This window comes from Streptomyces sp. NPDC049040 (assembly GCF_043197715.1).
In the GTDB taxonomy this organism is placed as follows: Bacteria; Actinomycetota; Actinomycetes; order Streptomycetales; family Streptomycetaceae; genus Actinacidiphila.
The window spans coordinates 1-16,018 of record NZ_JBICTO010000015.1 but is presented as its reverse complement, the minus strand read 5'-3'; the positions used below and the strand labels follow the sequence as shown (position 1 = coordinate 16,018).

Below are 16,018 nucleotides of genomic sequence, written 5' to 3'. Positions count from 1 at the left end.
CACCTGTGAGTAGCGTGCCCGGCATGACTACGCTGGAGGATCTCGCTGCCCGTCTCGACCGTGTAGAGGCGGAATTGGCACTGCACCGCTTGGCCCACGACTACTGCGTGGGCGCCGACCACCACGACCGGCTCCGCTGGGAGGCGGTATGGGCACTGGACGCCATCTGGGAGATCAGCCCCAACCGCGTCTTCAGGGGCCTGGAGGCCATCTGCGCGGCAGTCGAGCAGCAGTGGCGCACCTTCCCTTTCATGCAGCACGCCACCGCGAACCACACCGTGGCCATCAGCGGGGACATGGCGACAGGCCGGTCGGACGTCGTGGTCTTAGCCCAGCTTCCCGACCGCCGCTGGTTGATCGGCGGAGGCAGCTACGAGGACGAATACCGCCGCGGGGAAGGGGTCTGGCGGATGACACGACGCAGAGCGAGACGCCCTTTCGACGTGATCATGGGTGGTGAAGGAGCGGCCCCCGCCGGCGGCCCCGTCCGCGCCCACTTCGATCGATGGCCCTAGAACGCCCGGCCATGAAGCCCTGCCGGCCTCGGTTGCGTACTCATCTGCCGGCGCCGACTGTGCGCTCTGGCCAGCCATGTCGTGGACCGGACGGACGTCCCGAAAAGCATGCCGCCGCTTGCATACGACGTGCGGCGCTTCCATGGGCCACCAACGCACCCGCGCTGTAACGCGGTTCACGCCACGAGCAGGCGGAGGCCCAGATCAGCCGCGTCGAGGTCGGCGAGGTCGCCGTTGCGCTCGGCCCACCGGCCGGATTCGAGATCGTCGCCGAGGCTCCGTACCGCCCGCTGCTCGGCCTCCGGCCCGACCCTCGTCCACACCGACATGGCACGGCGCACGTGATCATCCAGATACGCCTCCGGCCGGCGCCAGTACGCCTCGAACAGGCCGTCAGCGCAGTCCCACGGGACAGGCACCGGCTCGGCGCGGGCGCCGATCGCGTCGGCCATCCCCGCGAGCGAGGGAAAATCGGCGAGGACGCCGGCGAATTCGGGCAGGTAGTCGCGGGTCAGCCAGAACCGGTCCTGCCAGGCAGGCTCGTCGGTGTCGAATGTCAGCACCACCACGCGGCGGGCCACCCGCCGCATCTCACGCAGCCCCGCTATCGGGTCGCCCCAGTGGTGAACCGTGGAGACGGCCATCGCGACGTCGAAGGAGTGGTCCTCGAACGGCAGGCTCTCCGCGGCGGCGGCCACGCACGGCGCTGAGCCGGCAGGCCGCTGCCCCCGCATGACCGCCGATGGCTCCACCGCTGTCACGTGCCGGTCAGCGGGCTCGTAGGACCCGGTACCGGCGCCCACGTTCAGCACCGTCCGCGCATCTCCGAGGGCGCCCCAGATCTGCGCGGCGAACCGCGGTTCGGTGCGCCGTGTCGCCGTGTAGGCGCCGCCGATCGCGTCGTACAGCCGTGCCCCGAGCATCTCCAACTGCTCCTCAGGTGTCACCAGCACTCCCTTCGCTCGTGCCTCGAGTTCCCTGTCGATGGCCGCCACCATGACGTCGGCGCGATCCCGCCGCTCCAGCAGCAGGCCGCGCAGCCGGCGCAGGTGCGCGACCGCGTCGGTGGACGGGTCGCCGACCAGTTCCGCGACCTCGCGGAGCCCGAAGCCCAGCCGCCGGTAGGCCAGCACCTCCCGCAGCCGCTCCACGTCGCCCGCCGAATAGGCCCGGTACCCGGCCGGAGTCCGCGCCGACGGCAGGACGAGCCCGATCTCGTCATAGTGATGCAGCGTGCGGACGCTCACGCCGGCGAGCTCGGCCACGCGTCCCACGGTCCAGTGATCTTCCACGGCACCGACTATGCAGCCTGACGTCACGTGAGGGTCAAGCACCTCACCCAGGGCAGCAGGAGGTGAACGCGAAGCAGCGGACGGCGGACGATGTCGCTCATGGGGACAGGCGCGGGCGACCGCAGAGCGCGCGCAGGATCCGGACGCGCGCTGAGGGGGTGAGCGGATCGCGAACCCCTGCGGCGGAGGCCGGACGGGAGCCCAGGCGGTCAGGTCATGCAGCCGGGAAGAGTTCGTCGAGCCGCGCCGAGAGGTCGGCCGTCCATTCGAGCTTCAGCGCCTCGTGGACCCCCTGCCACTGGGACTCCTTGCTGACGCCGATGACCGGTGCGGCGACCTGCGGGTGGTTGACCAGCCATGCCAGCGCCAGGCCGGCCGGCGTGACGCCGTGGTCGGCCGCGAGCCGGTCGAATGCCTGCACCCGCTCCATCAGCCCCGGGTCGCCCAGGAATTCGTCGGCCCGGCGCACGGTACTGGCCCGGCTTCCCTTCTCCGGCTGTTCGCCGCGGCTGTAGCGGCCGGCGAGGATGCCGTTGGCCAGCGGGGAGTAGGGGGTGTACGCCAGCCCCTCTGCCTGCACGACCGGCAAGACGGACAGGTCATCGCCGCGGACGAGCAGGGAGTAGGGGTTCTGGATCAGCTCGGGGCGTACGAGGCCGAGGCGGTCCGCGGTCTCCAGGACCGACTCGAGCCCGGCCCGGTCGATGTTCGACAGGCCGTACGCCCGGATACGGCCGCTCTCCACGGCCGCGCTGAACACCGGGAGCGACTCGGCCCACGGCGTATCGGGGTCGACGGTGTGCGCCAAGTAGATGTCCACCCGGCCGAGGGTGTCGATGCCGGCCTGCAACTGGCGGGCCACGCGCTCAGGGGACAGATCGGGGCCGTCGCTCGTGAAGCCCGTCTTGCTCTGGATGAGCACTCCGGAGTCCGGGTGCGCCTTGTTCCACATGCCGACCACACGCTCGCTGTTGCCGCCGGTGTAGACGTCGGCGGTGTCGATGACCGTGATGCCCTCGGCGACCGCACGGTCGATCAGGTCGATTCCCTCGGAGTCGGACAGCCCGAGGCCGGGGCCGGTCTGAGTCGAGACTCCGCCGATGTTGCCGGTGCCCAGCACAAATCGTCCGAGTTGCGCCCGGCGCGCTTGCGGTGACGATGCGATCCAGGTCAAGGCACATCCAATCTCTCGGGGAGCCGGCCACTCGGGTCGCGAGCCCAGGCTCTACCAGTAAGTACGATTTCCGAACTCACTCCTGTTGCCAACGCTACCCAAGGTCAGTCCGAGAAGCGAACCTGCTCGCCCGTGGCTCGCCATCGATCACGCAAACCCCGCGGCCCCGGGGTGCAGCCCGTCGGGACCGGGACCCGGAAGAGGTAATATGACCGAGTGAGTCCGGAATCCGAATCGACTGACTGCCAGGCCCCCCGGGTCTGCTCCGTCGCCGACGCGCTCGATGTCGTCGGTGAACGCTGGAGTCTGCTCGTGGTCCGGGAGCTGGGGTTCGACGTCCACCGGTTCAAGGACATCCGGATCAACACCGGCGCCCCGCGGGAGACGCTGGTCCTGCGGTTGCGCAAGCTGGAGGACGCCGGGGTCATCGAGCGTCGCCGCTACAGTGACCGTCCGCCTCGGGACGAGTACCTGCTGACCGACGCGGGCCGCGCTCTGCTCCCCGTTCTCCGCGCGCTGCGCGAATGGGGCGAGCGCCATGCCACCCCCGTCCGCGCGATGACCACCGGCCCCGTTGAGTCCCCTGGCGCCTGAGTCAGGTCGGTACCGGGTCACAGCGGGTGAACGAGCGGAGCAGCCGAGTGGACATGCGGCTGCTCCCCGGGCGCGATATCCATGGAAATTGATGTGAACAGGCCGATGCCGGTCGCCAGGTTTCCGGGACCGGTGTGCAGCCATCCGCGTCGACCTCTTCGCCCGGCAGCACGTCATGGAGATGAAGCCGGCCGTCCGGGAGATCACTTCCGGACACGAGGACGAGATGTTCAGCTACTCCACGACCCTGCTCGCCACCCCCGACACATCGGCGGCCGACTACGTCCTGGCCGAGCAGGGCGTGGAGCGGCTCCGGAACGGTTTCGCCGCGTACTTCCGGACGTACGACGCGCTGCTGCTGCCGTGACGACGATCCACGCGCACGCGCACGCGCTCGAGGAGTTCGTCCTCGACGGGCAGACGCCGGGCCCCTTCCACGTGAGCTCGACGACCGTCCCGTTCAGCCTGACAGGGCTCCCGGCCCTGTCCATGCGGTTCGGTACGACCCGCGAGGGCCTGCCGATCGGCGTGCAACTGCTCGCGACCTGGTACGCCGAGTCGACGATCCTGCGCATCGCCTCGTTGCTCGAGACGCTGAGCGAGGTCCGAGACCAGCACGCCGCCCTGTGCCCGGGCGGCTCGCGCAAATACTGGCTTCACCTGAGCCACGGCCGACGGTGAAGCGGTGCCGTGCCACTGAGGCCGCGCCGCCCGCCGAGGATCTACGCGACCCCGGTCGCGGCCTTCCGCCGGCTGCGGTACGCGCGTTGCGACGCCTTCGCGCTGCACGCCGTGCCGCAGTAGAGGCCCGAGGTGTTGCGGGTCTTGTCGAAGAACCCGGAGTGGCAGTCCTTGTTCGCGCACATCTTCATACGACCCCACGCCCCACGGGCCGACAGGTCAGCAGCGGCGGCGAACAGTGCGCCGAACGCGCCCAGCACCCCGGTCTGCGCCGGCACGAGCACGCAGCTCCCGGCGCCGACCCGCAGCGTCAGCGGGTGGCGATCGGCCGCCCGCAGGAGGTACGCCTCGGCGGCAGGCAGCATCTCCGCGCCCTCGACGCACGCCGAGTGCTCGCGGAAGACCGTGCACAGGGCATCGCGCAGCTCACGGCCCGCCATGGCATCCGCCTGCGTGACCAGCTCGCCCTCGCCGACTCCCAGCCCCGCGCCCGCCATCCAGTCCCGCAGCGCCGGGCCGTCACCCAACAGCTCGATCCGCTCGCTGCCGTGGGGCGCGGTGTTCACGAAGCCCAGGAGCAGTTCCGAGCTGCGGCATGCGTCACCGGCGCACGCGTCCGCTGGAGCCTGCTGCATGTCTCCCACCTCCATTCGAGGACCCCATCCTACGATGCCTTCGCCCCCTCTCGCAGTCATGAGCTAATGGCGGATGGATATGACGTACAGCCTCCGAGCCTTGGAAAGGTGATACCCGAAGGTGTTACGGTAGTTTGGTGGCTCGGAGGAGAGGCTCCCGAGTCAGCCGTTCCCCCTGCGACGCCCCGGGAGGCCGCCAGAGGCCCCCGGGCCCCCCGACCCTTCTTCTTCCTACGGAGACACCCATGCCCTCGGTTCTCATCGTGCTGACCGCCGCCACCAGGTGGACCCAGGCGGACGGCAGCCAGCGCGCCACCGGATACTGGGCAGAGGAGTTCATCGAGCCCCACCGCGCCTTCACCGCGGCCGGCCTCGACATCTCCCTCGCCACCCCTGGCGGCCGCGTGCCGACGGTCGACGAACTCAGCCTCGCCCCCGAGGCGAACAACGGCGACGCCGACAAGGTCGCAGACCTGCGCGCCTACCTGGAGTCCGGCAGCGTCCAGGCCTTCCTTGAGGCCCCGCTGCGCCTGGAGGACGTCACCCCGGCCGGCTTCGACGCCGTCCTGATACCCGGTGGTCACGGCCCGATGCAGGACCTCGCCGTCAACGAGGACCTGGGCCGCCTCCTGGAGGCCACCTTGCCCGACACCACCAAGGTCGTCGCAGCGGTGTGCCACGGCCAGGCGGGCCTCCTTTCCGCGGGCAGCACCGAGTCCTGGCTTTTCGACGGCCGCAAGCTCACCGCTTTCTCCGACGAGGAGGAGACGATGACCGGACTGGCAGCCAACGCCGCCTGGCTGCTGGAGAGCCGTCTGCGCTCCGCGGGCGCCGACTACTCCAAGGGTCAGCCCTGGTCCCCGTACGTCGTGGTCGACGGCAATCTCGTCACCGGCCAGAACCCGGCATCCGCAGGCCCCGCAGCCGAAGCCGTCCTCAAACTGCTCGCCGCCTGACCACGAGATCCCCTGACCACCCGCGCGAGCGCCGCTTCGCGTCCACTCACGGGAGAGGCGGTGCGCCCTTGCCCCTGGTCCATCGCCGACTGAACACCCCCTGGATCTCTACGAGTTCCCTCTCTTCGTCCGCACGGCATCCGGCGTACTGTTCGCAACCTCGAATCCGGAGATCTCGTCCCAGGGGGTGGCTCCCCACAGGCGGACCAGTGCCGTCCAGATGCGGTTGACGAGAGGCCAGTCGGGAGCGCCCCCGCTGAGGGTGATCGTGGCGAGCAGGTCGCATCCCCAAATGCCGTGTTCATCGGCTGGAGAAGCCGCGATCACCGACTCCGCGTTCCACGCCACTCCCACGTGCACCTCAAGGGTCAGCCAGTCAGCCACGGGATGTCCGGCGGACCCTCTCGTCACCAGCGAGTACGCGGCCACCTGGTCGGCGAACGGTCCGAGCCACTCGGCCGACAGGGGATCGCCGACGGACGAGACCTCGGCCAGCAGGCGGTTGATCGCTTCCTGCCCGCTCTCCTCGTCCGCCCGGCAGAAGAACGTGAGTTGGTACGCCACGGCCGATTCCCCACCCTTCTCCACGACTCGGCCCGATCATGGCAGGAGCATCGGGTTTCACGCGGGTGGTGGGCCGCCAACGGCCGCATCCGCCGGTGGGTCACGGCGGCTGCGTCAGCCGATCGTGTCGGGAAGGTCGGGGGACTTCGTGTCGGCAACCAGCTCGGCAAGCTGGAACAGGTACTCGAACTCGCGGATGCGTCCCTTGACTCGAACAAAGTAGGACCGGTCCGAGCACTTGAACACCTCGCGCCGGGTGACCTTCCTGACGTCATGGTCGTAGGTGCTCACCATTTCCGCAAACCCCGCTGCCGCCTCCTCCGCACTGCCTTCGAACTCGGCGAGAGGGTGAACACCGGACGCCTCGGCGGGATACCCGGCGGTTTGCGTGAGAAGCACTATCCAGCGGGCCATGAGCGGTACGACTCCCTGCGTCTTGCCGGTCCACGACGACCGTCATGATCGTGCCACGGCAACGGCACCCACGTCCGGCACTCCTGCCGACTGAGCGGCACCTCGCCGACGATCACGGGAGTGGAGGTGCGGTCCGGGCGGCCGCAGGGTGCGCACTCGTCGGCGGAACCAGCCCGTGGCAAGTCAGGTATGACCAGCCCCTGATCCGAGATGCATAAAGGATTCATATAAATCGACTATGCTTCAGGCGTGAGTAGCCGAGACGCCGCGCACGGCGCTACCGATGCCATCGGGTCAGCCCTCTACGGCCTGGCCACCCGGGCGGTGAGACGCCTTCCCCGCGACATGAGCCTGACGTCCGCGGCCACCTTGGCCACCCTGGACAAGACCGGCCCGCGACGTATCACCGATCTGGCGGTGACCGAGGGCGTCACCCAGCCCGCGATGACCGTCCTGGTCCGGGTGATGGAGGAATCCGGGCTGGTCGAGCGGAAGGGCGACCCGTCCGACAAGCGGGTCACTCTGGTGTGCCTGACCGAGGCCGGCGCGTCGTACGTCCGGACGCGACACCAGGCGGGCGTCGACGCGTACGCGCGGTTGATCGGCGAACTCTCCGGTCACGAGGTCGAGGCCCTGGTGGCAGCCCTTCCGGCGCTGCTGCATCTGGCGGAGCTCGAAAGCCACACCCGAGAGGAGTCGGACCGGTGACCGCGGCCCAGGACCAGCCCAAGAGCACTGCCCTGATACGTTCCGAGACACGTCTGCTGGTCCCCGCACTGATATTCATCGCCCTGGTCGTGGCGGCGGTCGCCAGCCTCGGGACGCCCCTCATCACCAGCGTGGCGACCACGTTCCACGTCTCCCTCGACAGCGCGCAGTGGACGCTGACCATCGCCCTGCTCAGCGGCGCCGTCGCCACACCCGTCCTCGGCCGGCTCGGAGCCGGTCCGCACCGGCGGGCCACGATTCTCGCCACGCTGGCGATCGTCGTCGTCGGCAGCGCCCTCACCGTGCTGCCGCTGCCGTTCGCCTGGCTGCTCGTGGGCAGAGCTGCCCAAGGCGTCGGACTCGGTCTCACGGCGCTGATGATGGGCGTGGCCCGCGACCATCTTCCCGAGGAGCGCAGTGCGGCCACGATCGCCCTGATCTCCGTGGTCTCCATCATCGGTGCCGGCGTCGGCTACCCGCTGGCCGCGCTGCTCGCCGAGTTCGGCGGGCTGCGGGCCGCCTACGGCCTCGGCCTGCTCGTCACCGTCATCGCCTTCGTGACCGCCTGGCGCTCCATGCCCGCAGCTCCCGAAGGCCGCTCCGCCCACGTGAACGTGGCCGGTGGGCTCGCCCTGGCGGGCGGACTGTTCCTCGTCCTGTTCCTGGCCGGCGAGAGGAGCCTGTGGAGCCGACACCTCACCGTGGCGGTGACCCTTGCCGTCGGCGCGGTACTCCTGCTCTGCCTCTGGACCGTCTCCGAACTGCGAACCACAACGCCCCTGGTCGACGTCCGGGCGGTACGGCACCCGGCGGTCGCCGGGGCGAACATCGCCATGTTCGTCGGCGGGAGCGGCATGTACCTCCTGCTCACGCTCATCACCCGCTACGCGCAGACGCCGCACAGCGCCGGCTACGGCTTCGGACTGACCACCTTCGTGGCGGGGCTGGTCCTCATCCCGTTCTCCGTGCTGGGGTTCGTCGCCGGCAAGCTCACACCGCGGGTCCGGACCCGGATCGAGGGCCCCCTGCTCCTGGCGGGCAGCGCCGCCATCGTCGGCGGCGGGTTCATCCTGTTCGCCACCGCCCGGTCCAACCTGGCCGAACTGCTCGCGGCCATGGGAGTGCTGGGCTTCGGCGTCGGCAGCTTCTCGGCCGCCATGCCCGGCGTCATCCTGGCCGTCACCCCCAAGAGCGAGACGTCGAGCGCCATGAGCTTCAACTACGTCGTCCGGAGCGTCGGGTACTCCCTGGGCAGCGCCATCGGCGGTCTGATCCTGGCCTCCGGCACCCCCACGGGCCGCCTCTTCCCGAACGACGACGCCTACACGACCGCGGCGCTGGTCGGCGTCGCCGCGATGGCGATCACGACGATGGCCAGTCTCGCCCTCGCCCGCCGGCGCCCACCCGAGACCGATCCGATCACAGCCCCAGCCGGTGTGTCGGGCCTGGGCCGGTCCGATCGAACCGAAAGTTGAGGAAGGCTGAGGACCGGAGCCGGCCGACTTCGACGCCGTCTCCGTCGGCTCGCTGACCCACAGCGCGCCGCCGATGGATCCGAGCATGCTGCCGAGCATCAATTCCGAACACAGGAGGTAACCGTGGCCAAGGGCTACTGGGTCAGCGCCTACCGCACCATTGCGGACCCCGAGAAGCTGGCCGCCTACAACAAGCTGGCCGGTCCAGCCGTCCAAGCCGCGGGCGGGCGGCCGCTTGCCCGCGGCGGCCGGGTGGTCGCACACGACGCGGGAATCGCCGAGCGCACCGTCCTGATCGAGTTCGACAGCTTCGAACAGGCGGTCGCCGCACATGCGAGTGCGGCTTACCAGGAGGCGCTGGCCGCACTTGCCGGTGCCGTCGAGCGCGACTTCCGCATCATCGAAGGCCTCGACTGACGATCGCGGCTGCGTCGGCGACGAACACGAAGCCGACTGCGGGGATCACCCCGGCCCGTCAGCGCGCCGCACCGTCGCGAACAGCGTCAGGCCAGTGGCATCTGCAGTGATGTCCGGTCCGGCGACGGTTCCCGGCGGCGCGGCGCCGCGGACGTCGGCCTTGATGGCGCGGGGGTGCGTTCGACGAGGTTCCAGCGCCCATCGGAGCGACCACCCCAGGGCCTCAGGTGAACGCCCACACGGTCTCGTCGAGTAACTGCTCGATCTCCGCGGCCACTTGGCCGAGTACGGCTGCGGAAGCAGCGAGGGGCCCGGCACTTCCATCCCGTGAGTCCGCGCCGCCGTCGACTTCGCGCACGAAAGGTGTGAACTCACGCGCGACCTCCCCGTCCCACAGCGAGTCCGCGGTCCCTCCGCCGAACAGGAACGCAGCTCGGGCGGAGCGGAATCCCGGCACCACCCGCGGATCGGTGAGAAATGAGGCCTACCACACGGCCGGGAAGCCACATATGCGGTGGTCCGACTCCCTGACGGGATTCCTGCGGCTGGTACACCGCATGGATGTCGACCCAGCGGTTCCCGAACGCGATGTGAGGCTATAGGGGATGGTGCCGACGGTGCCGATCCGCGACGTCCCGTAGGGTCGGTTCGTGCTGATCACGTCGGGCGGACCGCGCAGGCTCGGTGTCCCGGCCCCGGAGGCGCGGTTGCGGTTCGAGGCGGAGCAGCAGGAGACCGGGAGCGGGCCGGGACGCAGGCTGCTCGTGGTCGACGGGGAACCCGCCTTCGAACTCAGCTTCTGGTGCGGAACATGCCCTTTTCTCTTCCGCCGGTTGGAGACCGCCCGGCAGACCCTGTCGCTGCAGAGCATGCAGGAACAGCTCACCGGCACGCTGGCCGATCCCGACGACGGCGGTGTGATCGAGGCGTTCGGTGCGTTGCTGCCGGCGGGTGAGTACCTTCCGATGCTGCTCCGCGTGGAGCCTCGCTTGGTCACCCCGGGCCGGGACGGCGACTATTTCAGCGGCGAGCAAGTGGCCACCTGGGGGCTTGACCAATTCTGGGGACTCCCGGAAAATTCGCACACGCCGTACTACCGGACTTTCGAGACCACGGTCGACGCGTCCGCTCACCTCTACGAGTTCGTCGTACCCATGGTTCCGCCGACGTGGAACGAGGGAGAGCGCGTCGAGGAATACATCGACAGCATGGGCCGAGGAGCGGTCCCGACGGCTGTGGCGGTCTCGACGCTGGACGTGTGCGAACCCGCCTCCGGCCTGCCGGCCGACCACTACCGGCACTGGGGCCTGACGCATTTCCTCCTCGACGGCCACCACAAGCTGGAGGCCGCGGCCGCAGCCGGCCGCCCGGTGCAGCTGCTCTCGCTCCTGGCATCGGGCGAGTGCCTGGCGGACTCCGAAGCCTGCGCCCTGCTCCCGGCGCTGCGCGGCAGACCCCGCTCGGCGCGACCGACCAGCACCTGAACCCGCCCCGAAGGCGCGTCTGCCACGGTCTCGCAGGGTCCGGTCACCGGTGGGAGTCCTTCGGCGGATCGGTCGCTGTTCGTCCGCGGGTGGCGGTTGACGGTGTCGCGGACCGCCGGGCCGCCGCAGCGGGCGTCGATGTAGTGTGCGGGGCACGTCGGCGCCGTAGTCCTGGGGGAGAGATGGCACACGTGGTTCCTGGTGCGCTTGTGCGGGTCACGGAACGCGTCTGGATATGGCCCCACCATCCTGATCCCGACCGGGTCCAGGCGAGCGTCGGGGTGATCGTGGGGGACGACGGCTGCGTCATGGTCGATGCCGGGCAGAGTCCGGCGCACGCTCGCCGGGTTCGCGACAGCATGGCGGACCAGGGCCTCCCGCCGCCTCGGCTGCTGGTCTACACCCACCACCACTGGGACCACGTCTGGGGCGCACAGGAGTGGGGGGTTCCGGTCGTCGCCCATGAGCGCTGCCGGCAGATGATGCTCGCGGAGGCGGACAAGCCCTGGTCCGATGCGTATCTGCGGGCGGAGATGGCACGCGAACCGCTGCTGGTGCCGAGTTATTCGGCTCGGAGTCGAGCCATGGAGGGCTGCTGGGAGTCGTTCCGGCTGGTGCTCCCCACCCAGACCTTCCACGGCCGGCACACCGTCCGGCTCGCGGGTGCGGCGGTCGAACTCGACCATGTAGGCGGGCGCCACGCCCCTGATTCGATCGTGGTCCGGGTCCCGTCCGAGGGCGTGATCCTGCTGGGCGACTGCTACTACCCGCCGCCGTACCACATGCGGCAGCCGGGCGACGAAGCCGACCTGGCGATGGTCCGGGAACTGGTGAGCACGGACTACGAGACATATGTGGAGAGCCACGACGTGCCGAAGTCGCGACAGGAAGTCGAGGCCGCGCTGAACGGGCCGAGCCGCTGAGGGCTGTCTCGTGCCCGCTGGTCACGAACCTGGCCAGGGTGCGGAAACCTTGTGGCTGCCGAGTCCGCGATGCCGGTATCGTCCGGTCTCCCGCCCCGTCGTACCGGCGACCTACCTTCAGAGAGCGATGCAGATGACCAGCCAGCAGGCAACGACGACCCTGTGGCGCCCCACCGGCCCCAAGGAGCTGGATCTGGTCCGGGAGTTGAGCTGGAAGGCCTGGCCGCCCCGGCTCGCCGAGCAGCCGATCTTCTACCCCGTCCTCAACGAGGACTACGCGATCAGGATCGCGCGGGATTGGAACGTGAAGCACGATGGCGCCGGTTTCGTCACTCGCTTTGAAGTCGAGTCGGAGTTCTTGAGCCGCTATCCCGTCCAGCAGGCCGGCGGGCGGACAATCCTCGAACTCTGGGTTCCGGCCGAGGAACTGGACGACTTCAACGCCCACATTGTCGGCGAGATCCAGGTGGTCCACGAGTTCCGCTGAGTAGAGGAGAGCCTGCTACTGGAGGACCGGGCGCTGCCGGTCGCACGGCGCCGCTGCCCGTTTCCCCTGGAAGGGCACATGAGCGGGGATGTTCGCCTCCTTCGCATGCCGGATGGCATCGCGTGCGTGCAGGACTTTCCCCACAATTCCACCTCGCTTTACTCGGCAGGCGGCAAGAAGTCCTCGCGATCCTGCGCCAGGCCATCCACCCTGAGGCCGATCATTCGGACCCCACCTGGGCGAGCCCGCCCACGTCTTCCGCCTCGCCAGTGCTCTCGGCATCAGGGTGCCGGACTGCTCCGTATGACCCGCCAGCTGGTTTCAGCGCGTCGCGGGTCTGCTGAAACCTGTGTCGCTGAACTGCACTGGTTTGGGTGCTGCCAGCGTGTCGGGAGGTGCCGGGCGGAGCCGCGTCGTCGTGCCTCGGTAGGCAGCCAGTTCCGAAAAGAACACCTCGGCATCGATCGGCCGTGGGGGGAGTGGTCCTGGTCACGGAAGGCGACGCTACTGAACTTGAACGCGTGATGTCGGTGGTGTCGCGGAGGCCGCTGGACGCTGGTTCGTTCGAGATCAAGAGCGTGTCTGCAACCAGTGACGCGCGGCGGCGAGTGTCACTTCGATGTCGTCGCCCCATGAACAGACCTCCAGCCACGACAGGTAGCCGGGTCTGGTGCAGGGTTGGGTGACAGGTCAAGACGTCACCCGATCGTGCACCAGACCCGGTTGACGCGTTCGTCGCTGACCTGCCCATACTCCGCATTGCGCATCGCGTCGGCCTCGGCCTACATCAGCGCATCGGTGAACGTCTTGACCATCGCGCGCAGCAGGTCGGGACTCGCCGTGGCGAGGTTGTCCTCGGTGAGGGCGTGCAGGGGCAGACTGTCTGGTGCGGTCATCGTGCTGATCTCCTTCGAGGCTTTAGACACTTCGAAGATCAGCCGGTGGCCGTCTCTCTATGCGGGCACCAATCCAGACGCCGGGACAAACCCCCGGATCAGGTCCCACCCGCTACACCACTTCCAAGGACGTAACCCCTCGGTGAGCTTGTCGGCACGGTCACCGGGCCCGGTGATACGCGGCGGCGCGACCGTACCGGTCGTGGAAGAGACGCCGGATGGGGTCCGCTGGGTGCCGAAGGGATCTGGATCCTGGCATGTCAAGTTCACTGGGGGAGAGTGCTGTTGACGATGCGAGCCCAGAGGCTGTGGTGCCACTCGTTGGCGTCGCGAGCGGGTTCGGTGGTCAGGACCGGATTCGGGTCTGTCTCGATGAGGTGCAGTAGAGCCCAGGCGACGCCGTAGCAGTCGTCCGGGCCGAAGCAGGCGACCAGGGCTTGGGCTTCCTCGCCGGTTACGGGCTTGGCGATGGCGTCGAACTGGTCGGATCGCCGGTCGATCTCCTCCGCGTCGGCGTCCCAGTCAGGGAGGGGGCCGTCGGCTACGAAGGCCTGAACTTCTGGTCTCATCCGCGAATGATCAACGCTGTGGTTGGCTGGAGCAAGGCGTCCCGTTGGTTTACGCCGCGGTCGCTTCTACCCGCACGGCGACTCCTGGGAAGGCCGTGCGCGCTGCTGGAGACAGTGGCAGAGTTTGAAGAGCAGCTGGTTGAAGAGACGGCGTTGGGCAGCAGTGGCTGCCACAGCCGATCCCCCGTCGTCATGCCGCCATTCTTGCTCGGCTCGACGAAGTACGTAGGGGCACTTCCGGCCGTGAAAATCTGCTGGTCGCAGGGGTCATGGACACGGTCGGGGCAATGGCCCACTGCGACCGCCCGAAGCGACCGGGGCGCTTTCCCGGGTACACCGGGCCGCGGGGGCGGCCCGCGCTGTCGTACCCCGGGCCTATCGTGCGGTCGTGAGCTTCGAATCCCGCCTGCCCGAGGGCCTGCTGCTGCCGCCGGGCCGCATGATCACTTCGGATGAGGGCGATGGTGTCCTGCAGCCGCTGTGGTTGAGCGACAACCCGCCTCTCCCGGAGTTGTGGCCCCGGCTGCGCGCTGAGCACGCCGCTTCGGGGCTCTGGCCGCTCCTGCTGGACTCCCTGGATCCGCATGACACCGACTTCCGTCCCTGGGCGTGCGGTGAGATATGGCCTGAGAGCATGTCGTCCCCGGCGGACCATGATCCCCAGGCACTCCTGATGCGCTGGTGGCAGGACTGCACCGCGCCCGAGGAGGAGGACGAGCTGAGCCTGGACGAACGCGTGCCCGTCACCGCCCCCTTCGGGCAGACCTGGCCCGGGCCTGCCCCGGCTTCCACACCCGTGGAGGACCCGGGCGCGATGGCCGACCGGTACGCGCGAGGCTTCCTGGCCCGGCATCCCCATGCACGCCTCGGACTTGTCGCAGCACCTTGCGGAGCCGGGACCCTGGCCGCCGCCGGTTGGACCGGACCGTTGAACTACGACAACGACACCGCCAAGTTCTCCGCCGTCGTGCGCGACTGGGAAGACCGCTTCGGCGCACGTGTCGCCGGTGTCGGCTTCGACACCCTGCACCTCAGCGTTGCCGCACCACCGCACCGTCTCGATGACGCCCTGGTCCTCGCGGCCGAGCACTTCGCTTTCTGCCCCGACAACGTCTGCCAGGGCGCGCACCCCGACCTGGCGGCGTACGCCGAGTATCTGATCGACCTGAACTGCTGGGAGTTCTGGTGGGACTGACGCCGCCTGCCACCGCCCCAGCGACGGCAGCGGCCCCGTACAGGTCGTGCTGCCGGGCACGTGTGCAGGTAGGAGGTCGCGCCGGGCGGGGCCGTCGGCCCTCGCGATCCCACCGACCATGGTCACCGGAGCGTGCAGGCGACGCCACACCGCGGCGATGTACAGCGCGGCGCCTAACGCACCCCATCCCACCGCCTGCCAGCCACTCATCCCCGGGGCCCTTCCCAGCACCTGTCAGGGTGGCAGACCCTTGCCGCCCGCCCTGATGTGACGCTACCGGGCTGCTGCCTGAGCGGACCGGGGAAGTCCATGACTGGCAGGACGAGGGTGAGATCGGAGGGGTGGCTGGTTGATGCGTGGAGTGAGCTGTGGGCTGGGGTCTTGGTGGTTGGGTGACCGGGACGGGGCCGGAACTGTTCTGGCCGCAGGCGCGTGATCCTTGTCGTGGACCCCTTACCGCCCGCCTATCCGCCGCCGCCCGCGTGGCCCCCGCCGCCCGCGTGGTCGCCCATGCCGTTTTGGCCGCCCCGTCCCTCCGCGGCCGGCCGACAGCCGTGGGCCACCCTCCCCCCTGTACAGATGTTCGCCCGTGCTCCGGTGTTCGCGGCTGTGGGCACGTACGTCGGCACCGTGCTGACCGAGCGTGCCTGGGCCGACTGCCCGCTCGGTGTCGACGCCTCGAGCGGCGTCGGACTCGTGATGGGAACGATGCCGGCGGTCTGGGTGCTGATGACGGTGGCGATGCTGGTGACCCAGCTCTCCTTGTGGGCCCTCGCGCTTCCCGCACCCGCCGTGCGGTGTGTCCTGTGGCTGCTGCCCCTGGCCGCCGTCGTGTTCTTCACCGCCGTCTACCGCACCGGGATGCAGTCGCCGGTCGTCCAACCGGACGGCACGTGCTACGAGGGCTATCCGCCTTGGCCCTTCCAGCCCAAGTACCACCCCTAAGAAGCTGTTGCGCTATCGGGTGTGGTGAGCGTGGGTTCGAGTGTGGTTTCTCGGTCGGGTGATCTCCGGTCGGGGTGCGCATGGAGACAGGGCC

19 protein-coding genes are annotated in these 16,018 nt (G+C 69.2%); 13 read left to right on the top strand and 6 right to left on the bottom strand.

Translation table 11 applies throughout. The annotated features are described in order from the left end of the window. The first annotated feature begins 23 nt into the window (after positions 1–23). Positions 24–515 carry a nuclear transport factor 2 family protein gene (locus ACGFMP_RS28655; protein ID WP_393675923.1) on the top strand — a complete coding sequence of 164 codons (492 nt, stop codon included), beginning with the start codon at positions 24–26 and terminating at the stop codon, positions 513–515. A 176-nt stretch (positions 516–691) separates the two neighbouring features. On the opposite strand, the gene ACGFMP_RS28650 is transcribed toward ACGFMP_RS28655, so the two are convergent. Then, on the bottom strand, positions 692–1,789 hold the full coding sequence (locus ACGFMP_RS28650; RefSeq protein WP_393676046.1) for a MerR family DNA-binding transcriptional regulator: 1,098 nt from the start codon (positions 1,787–1,789) through the stop codon (positions 692–694). Between the two features lie 232 nt (positions 1,790–2,021). Beyond that, positions 2,022–2,981, bottom strand: coding sequence for an aldo/keto reductase (locus tag ACGFMP_RS28645; protein WP_393675922.1), 960 nt, complete (start codon positions 2,979–2,981; stop codon positions 2,022–2,024). A gap of 216 nt (positions 2,982–3,197) precedes the next feature. Between ACGFMP_RS28645 and ACGFMP_RS28640 the strand changes: the two genes are divergently transcribed. The 3 genes from ACGFMP_RS28640 to ACGFMP_RS28630 all read left to right on the top strand — a co-directional run bounded on the left by ACGFMP_RS28640 (position 3,198) and on the right by ACGFMP_RS28630 (position 4,256). Further along, the gene (locus tag ACGFMP_RS28640) at positions 3,198–3,575 is read left to right on the top strand and encodes a winged helix-turn-helix transcriptional regulator (protein ID WP_393675921.1); all 378 of its coding nucleotides are present in this window, start codon (positions 3,198–3,200) and stop codon (positions 3,573–3,575) included. Between the two features lie 175 nt (positions 3,576–3,750). Continuing rightward, positions 3,751–3,942, top strand: coding sequence for a hypothetical protein (locus tag ACGFMP_RS28635; RefSeq protein WP_393675920.1), 192 nt, complete (start codon positions 3,751–3,753; stop codon positions 3,940–3,942). Continuing rightward, positions 3,939–4,256, top strand: a complete 318-nt coding sequence (locus ACGFMP_RS28630) for an amidase family protein (protein ID WP_393675919.1) — start codon at positions 3,939–3,941, stop codon at positions 4,254–4,256. The genes ACGFMP_RS28635 and ACGFMP_RS28630 overlap by 4 nt, the downstream gene beginning before the upstream one ends. Before the next feature lie 41 nt (positions 4,257–4,297). On the opposite strand, the gene ACGFMP_RS28625 is transcribed toward ACGFMP_RS28630, so the two are convergent. Beyond that, positions 4,298–4,891, bottom strand: a complete 594-nt coding sequence (locus tag ACGFMP_RS28625; RefSeq protein WP_393675918.1) for an ABATE domain-containing protein — start codon at positions 4,889–4,891, stop codon at positions 4,298–4,300. A gap of 245 nt (positions 4,892–5,136) precedes the next feature. Between ACGFMP_RS28625 and ACGFMP_RS28620 the strand changes: the two genes are divergently transcribed. Further along, a complete protein-coding gene (locus tag ACGFMP_RS28620) occupies positions 5,137–5,847 on the top strand; it encodes a type 1 glutamine amidotransferase domain-containing protein (RefSeq protein WP_393675917.1) in 711 nt (236 codons plus the stop codon). A gap of 108 nt (positions 5,848–5,955) precedes the next feature. Here the strand turns inward: ACGFMP_RS28620 and ACGFMP_RS28615 are convergent, their stop codons facing one another. Both ACGFMP_RS28615 and ACGFMP_RS28610 read right to left on the bottom strand, forming a co-directional pair. Continuing rightward, on the bottom strand, positions 5,956–6,411 hold the full coding sequence (locus tag ACGFMP_RS28615) for a hypothetical protein (protein WP_393675916.1): 456 nt from the start codon (positions 6,409–6,411) through the stop codon (positions 5,956–5,958). Between the two features lie 114 nt (positions 6,412–6,525). Next, positions 6,526–6,825 carry a hypothetical protein gene (locus tag ACGFMP_RS28610; RefSeq protein WP_393675915.1) on the bottom strand — a complete coding sequence of 100 codons (300 nt, stop codon included), beginning with the start codon at positions 6,823–6,825 and terminating at the stop codon, positions 6,526–6,528. A 249-nt stretch (positions 6,826–7,074) separates the two neighbouring features. Here ACGFMP_RS28610 and ACGFMP_RS28605 point away from each other — a divergent pair, with 249 nt between their 5' ends. The 6 genes from ACGFMP_RS28605 to ACGFMP_RS28580 all read left to right on the top strand — a co-directional run bounded on the left by ACGFMP_RS28605 (position 7,075) and on the right by ACGFMP_RS28580 (position 12,319). Beyond that, on the top strand, positions 7,075–7,533 hold the full coding sequence (locus ACGFMP_RS28605; RefSeq protein ID WP_393675914.1) for a MarR family winged helix-turn-helix transcriptional regulator: 459 nt from the start codon (positions 7,075–7,077) through the stop codon (positions 7,531–7,533). Continuing rightward, positions 7,530–9,008 (top strand): MFS transporter, encoded by a 1,479-nt coding sequence (locus ACGFMP_RS28600; RefSeq protein WP_393675913.1) that lies wholly within the window; start codon positions 7,530–7,532, stop codon positions 9,006–9,008. Before ACGFMP_RS28605 ends, ACGFMP_RS28600 begins: the two co-directional genes overlap by 4 nt. 123 nt (positions 9,009–9,131) lie before the next feature. Then, entirely contained in the window at positions 9,132–9,425 is a 294-nt protein-coding gene (locus ACGFMP_RS28595) for a DUF1330 domain-containing protein (RefSeq protein ID WP_393675912.1), read from the top strand. 650 nt (positions 9,426–10,075) lie between these two features. Beyond that, on the top strand, positions 10,076–10,909 hold the full coding sequence (locus ACGFMP_RS28590; RefSeq protein WP_393675911.1) for a hypothetical protein: 834 nt from the start codon (positions 10,076–10,078) through the stop codon (positions 10,907–10,909). 182 nt (positions 10,910–11,091) lie between these two features. Continuing rightward, a complete protein-coding gene (locus ACGFMP_RS28585; RefSeq protein WP_393675910.1) occupies positions 11,092–11,832 on the top strand; it encodes an MBL fold metallo-hydrolase in 741 nt (246 codons plus the stop codon). Positions 11,833–11,965: 133 nt separating this feature from the next. Beyond that, positions 11,966–12,319, top strand: a complete 354-nt coding sequence (locus ACGFMP_RS28580; RefSeq protein WP_393675909.1) for a hypothetical protein — start codon at positions 11,966–11,968, stop codon at positions 12,317–12,319. A gap of 1,162 nt (positions 12,320–13,481) precedes the next feature. Here ACGFMP_RS28580 and ACGFMP_RS28575 read toward each other — a convergent pair. Beyond that, positions 13,482–13,784, bottom strand: a complete 303-nt coding sequence (locus ACGFMP_RS28575) for a hypothetical protein (RefSeq protein ID WP_393675908.1) — start codon at positions 13,782–13,784, stop codon at positions 13,482–13,484. A gap of 388 nt (positions 13,785–14,172) precedes the next feature. Here ACGFMP_RS28575 and ACGFMP_RS28570 point away from each other — a divergent pair, with 388 nt between their 5' ends. Together ACGFMP_RS28570 and ACGFMP_RS28565 are read left to right on the top strand one after the other, a co-directional pair. Beyond that, positions 14,173–14,979 (top strand): DUF4253 domain-containing protein, encoded by an 807-nt coding sequence (locus ACGFMP_RS28570; RefSeq protein ID WP_393675907.1) that lies wholly within the window; start codon positions 14,173–14,175, stop codon positions 14,977–14,979. Positions 14,980–15,558: 579 nt separating this feature from the next. Beyond that, positions 15,559–15,924, top strand: a complete 366-nt coding sequence (locus tag ACGFMP_RS28565; protein WP_393675906.1) for a hypothetical protein — start codon at positions 15,559–15,561, stop codon at positions 15,922–15,924. The last annotated feature ends 94 nt before the right edge of the window (positions 15,925–16,018 follow it).

Excerpts from the sequence above, each read along its gene's own strand:
- ACGFMP_RS28625 (WP_393675918.1), bottom strand. The coding sequence starts at position 4,891 with ATGCAGCAGGCTCCAGCGGACGCGTGCGCCGGTGACGCATGCCGCAGC.
- ACGFMP_RS28635 (WP_393675920.1), top strand. The coding sequence starts at position 3,751 with ATGGAGATGAAGCCGGCCGTCCGGGAGATCACTTCCGGACACGAGGAC.
- ACGFMP_RS28620 (WP_393675917.1), top strand. The coding sequence starts at position 5,137 with ATGCCCTCGGTTCTCATCGTGCTGACCGCCGCCACCAGGTGGACCCAG.
- ACGFMP_RS28655 (WP_393675923.1), top strand. The coding sequence starts at position 24 with ATGACTACGCTGGAGGATCTCGCTGCCCGTCTCGACCGTGTAGAGGCG.
- ACGFMP_RS28565 (WP_393675906.1), top strand. The coding sequence starts at position 15,559 with ATGTTCGCCCGTGCTCCGGTGTTCGCGGCTGTGGGCACGTACGTCGGC.
- ACGFMP_RS28610 (WP_393675915.1), bottom strand. The coding sequence starts at position 6,825 with ATGGCCCGCTGGATAGTGCTTCTCACGCAAACCGCCGGGTATCCCGCC.
- ACGFMP_RS28575 (WP_393675908.1), bottom strand. The coding sequence starts at position 13,784 with ATGAGACCAGAAGTTCAGGCCTTCGTAGCCGACGGCCCCCTCCCTGAC.
- ACGFMP_RS28580 (WP_393675909.1), top strand. The coding sequence starts at position 11,966 with ATGACCAGCCAGCAGGCAACGACGACCCTGTGGCGCCCCACCGGCCCC.
- ACGFMP_RS28585 (WP_393675910.1), top strand. The coding sequence starts at position 11,092 with ATGGCACACGTGGTTCCTGGTGCGCTTGTGCGGGTCACGGAACGCGTC.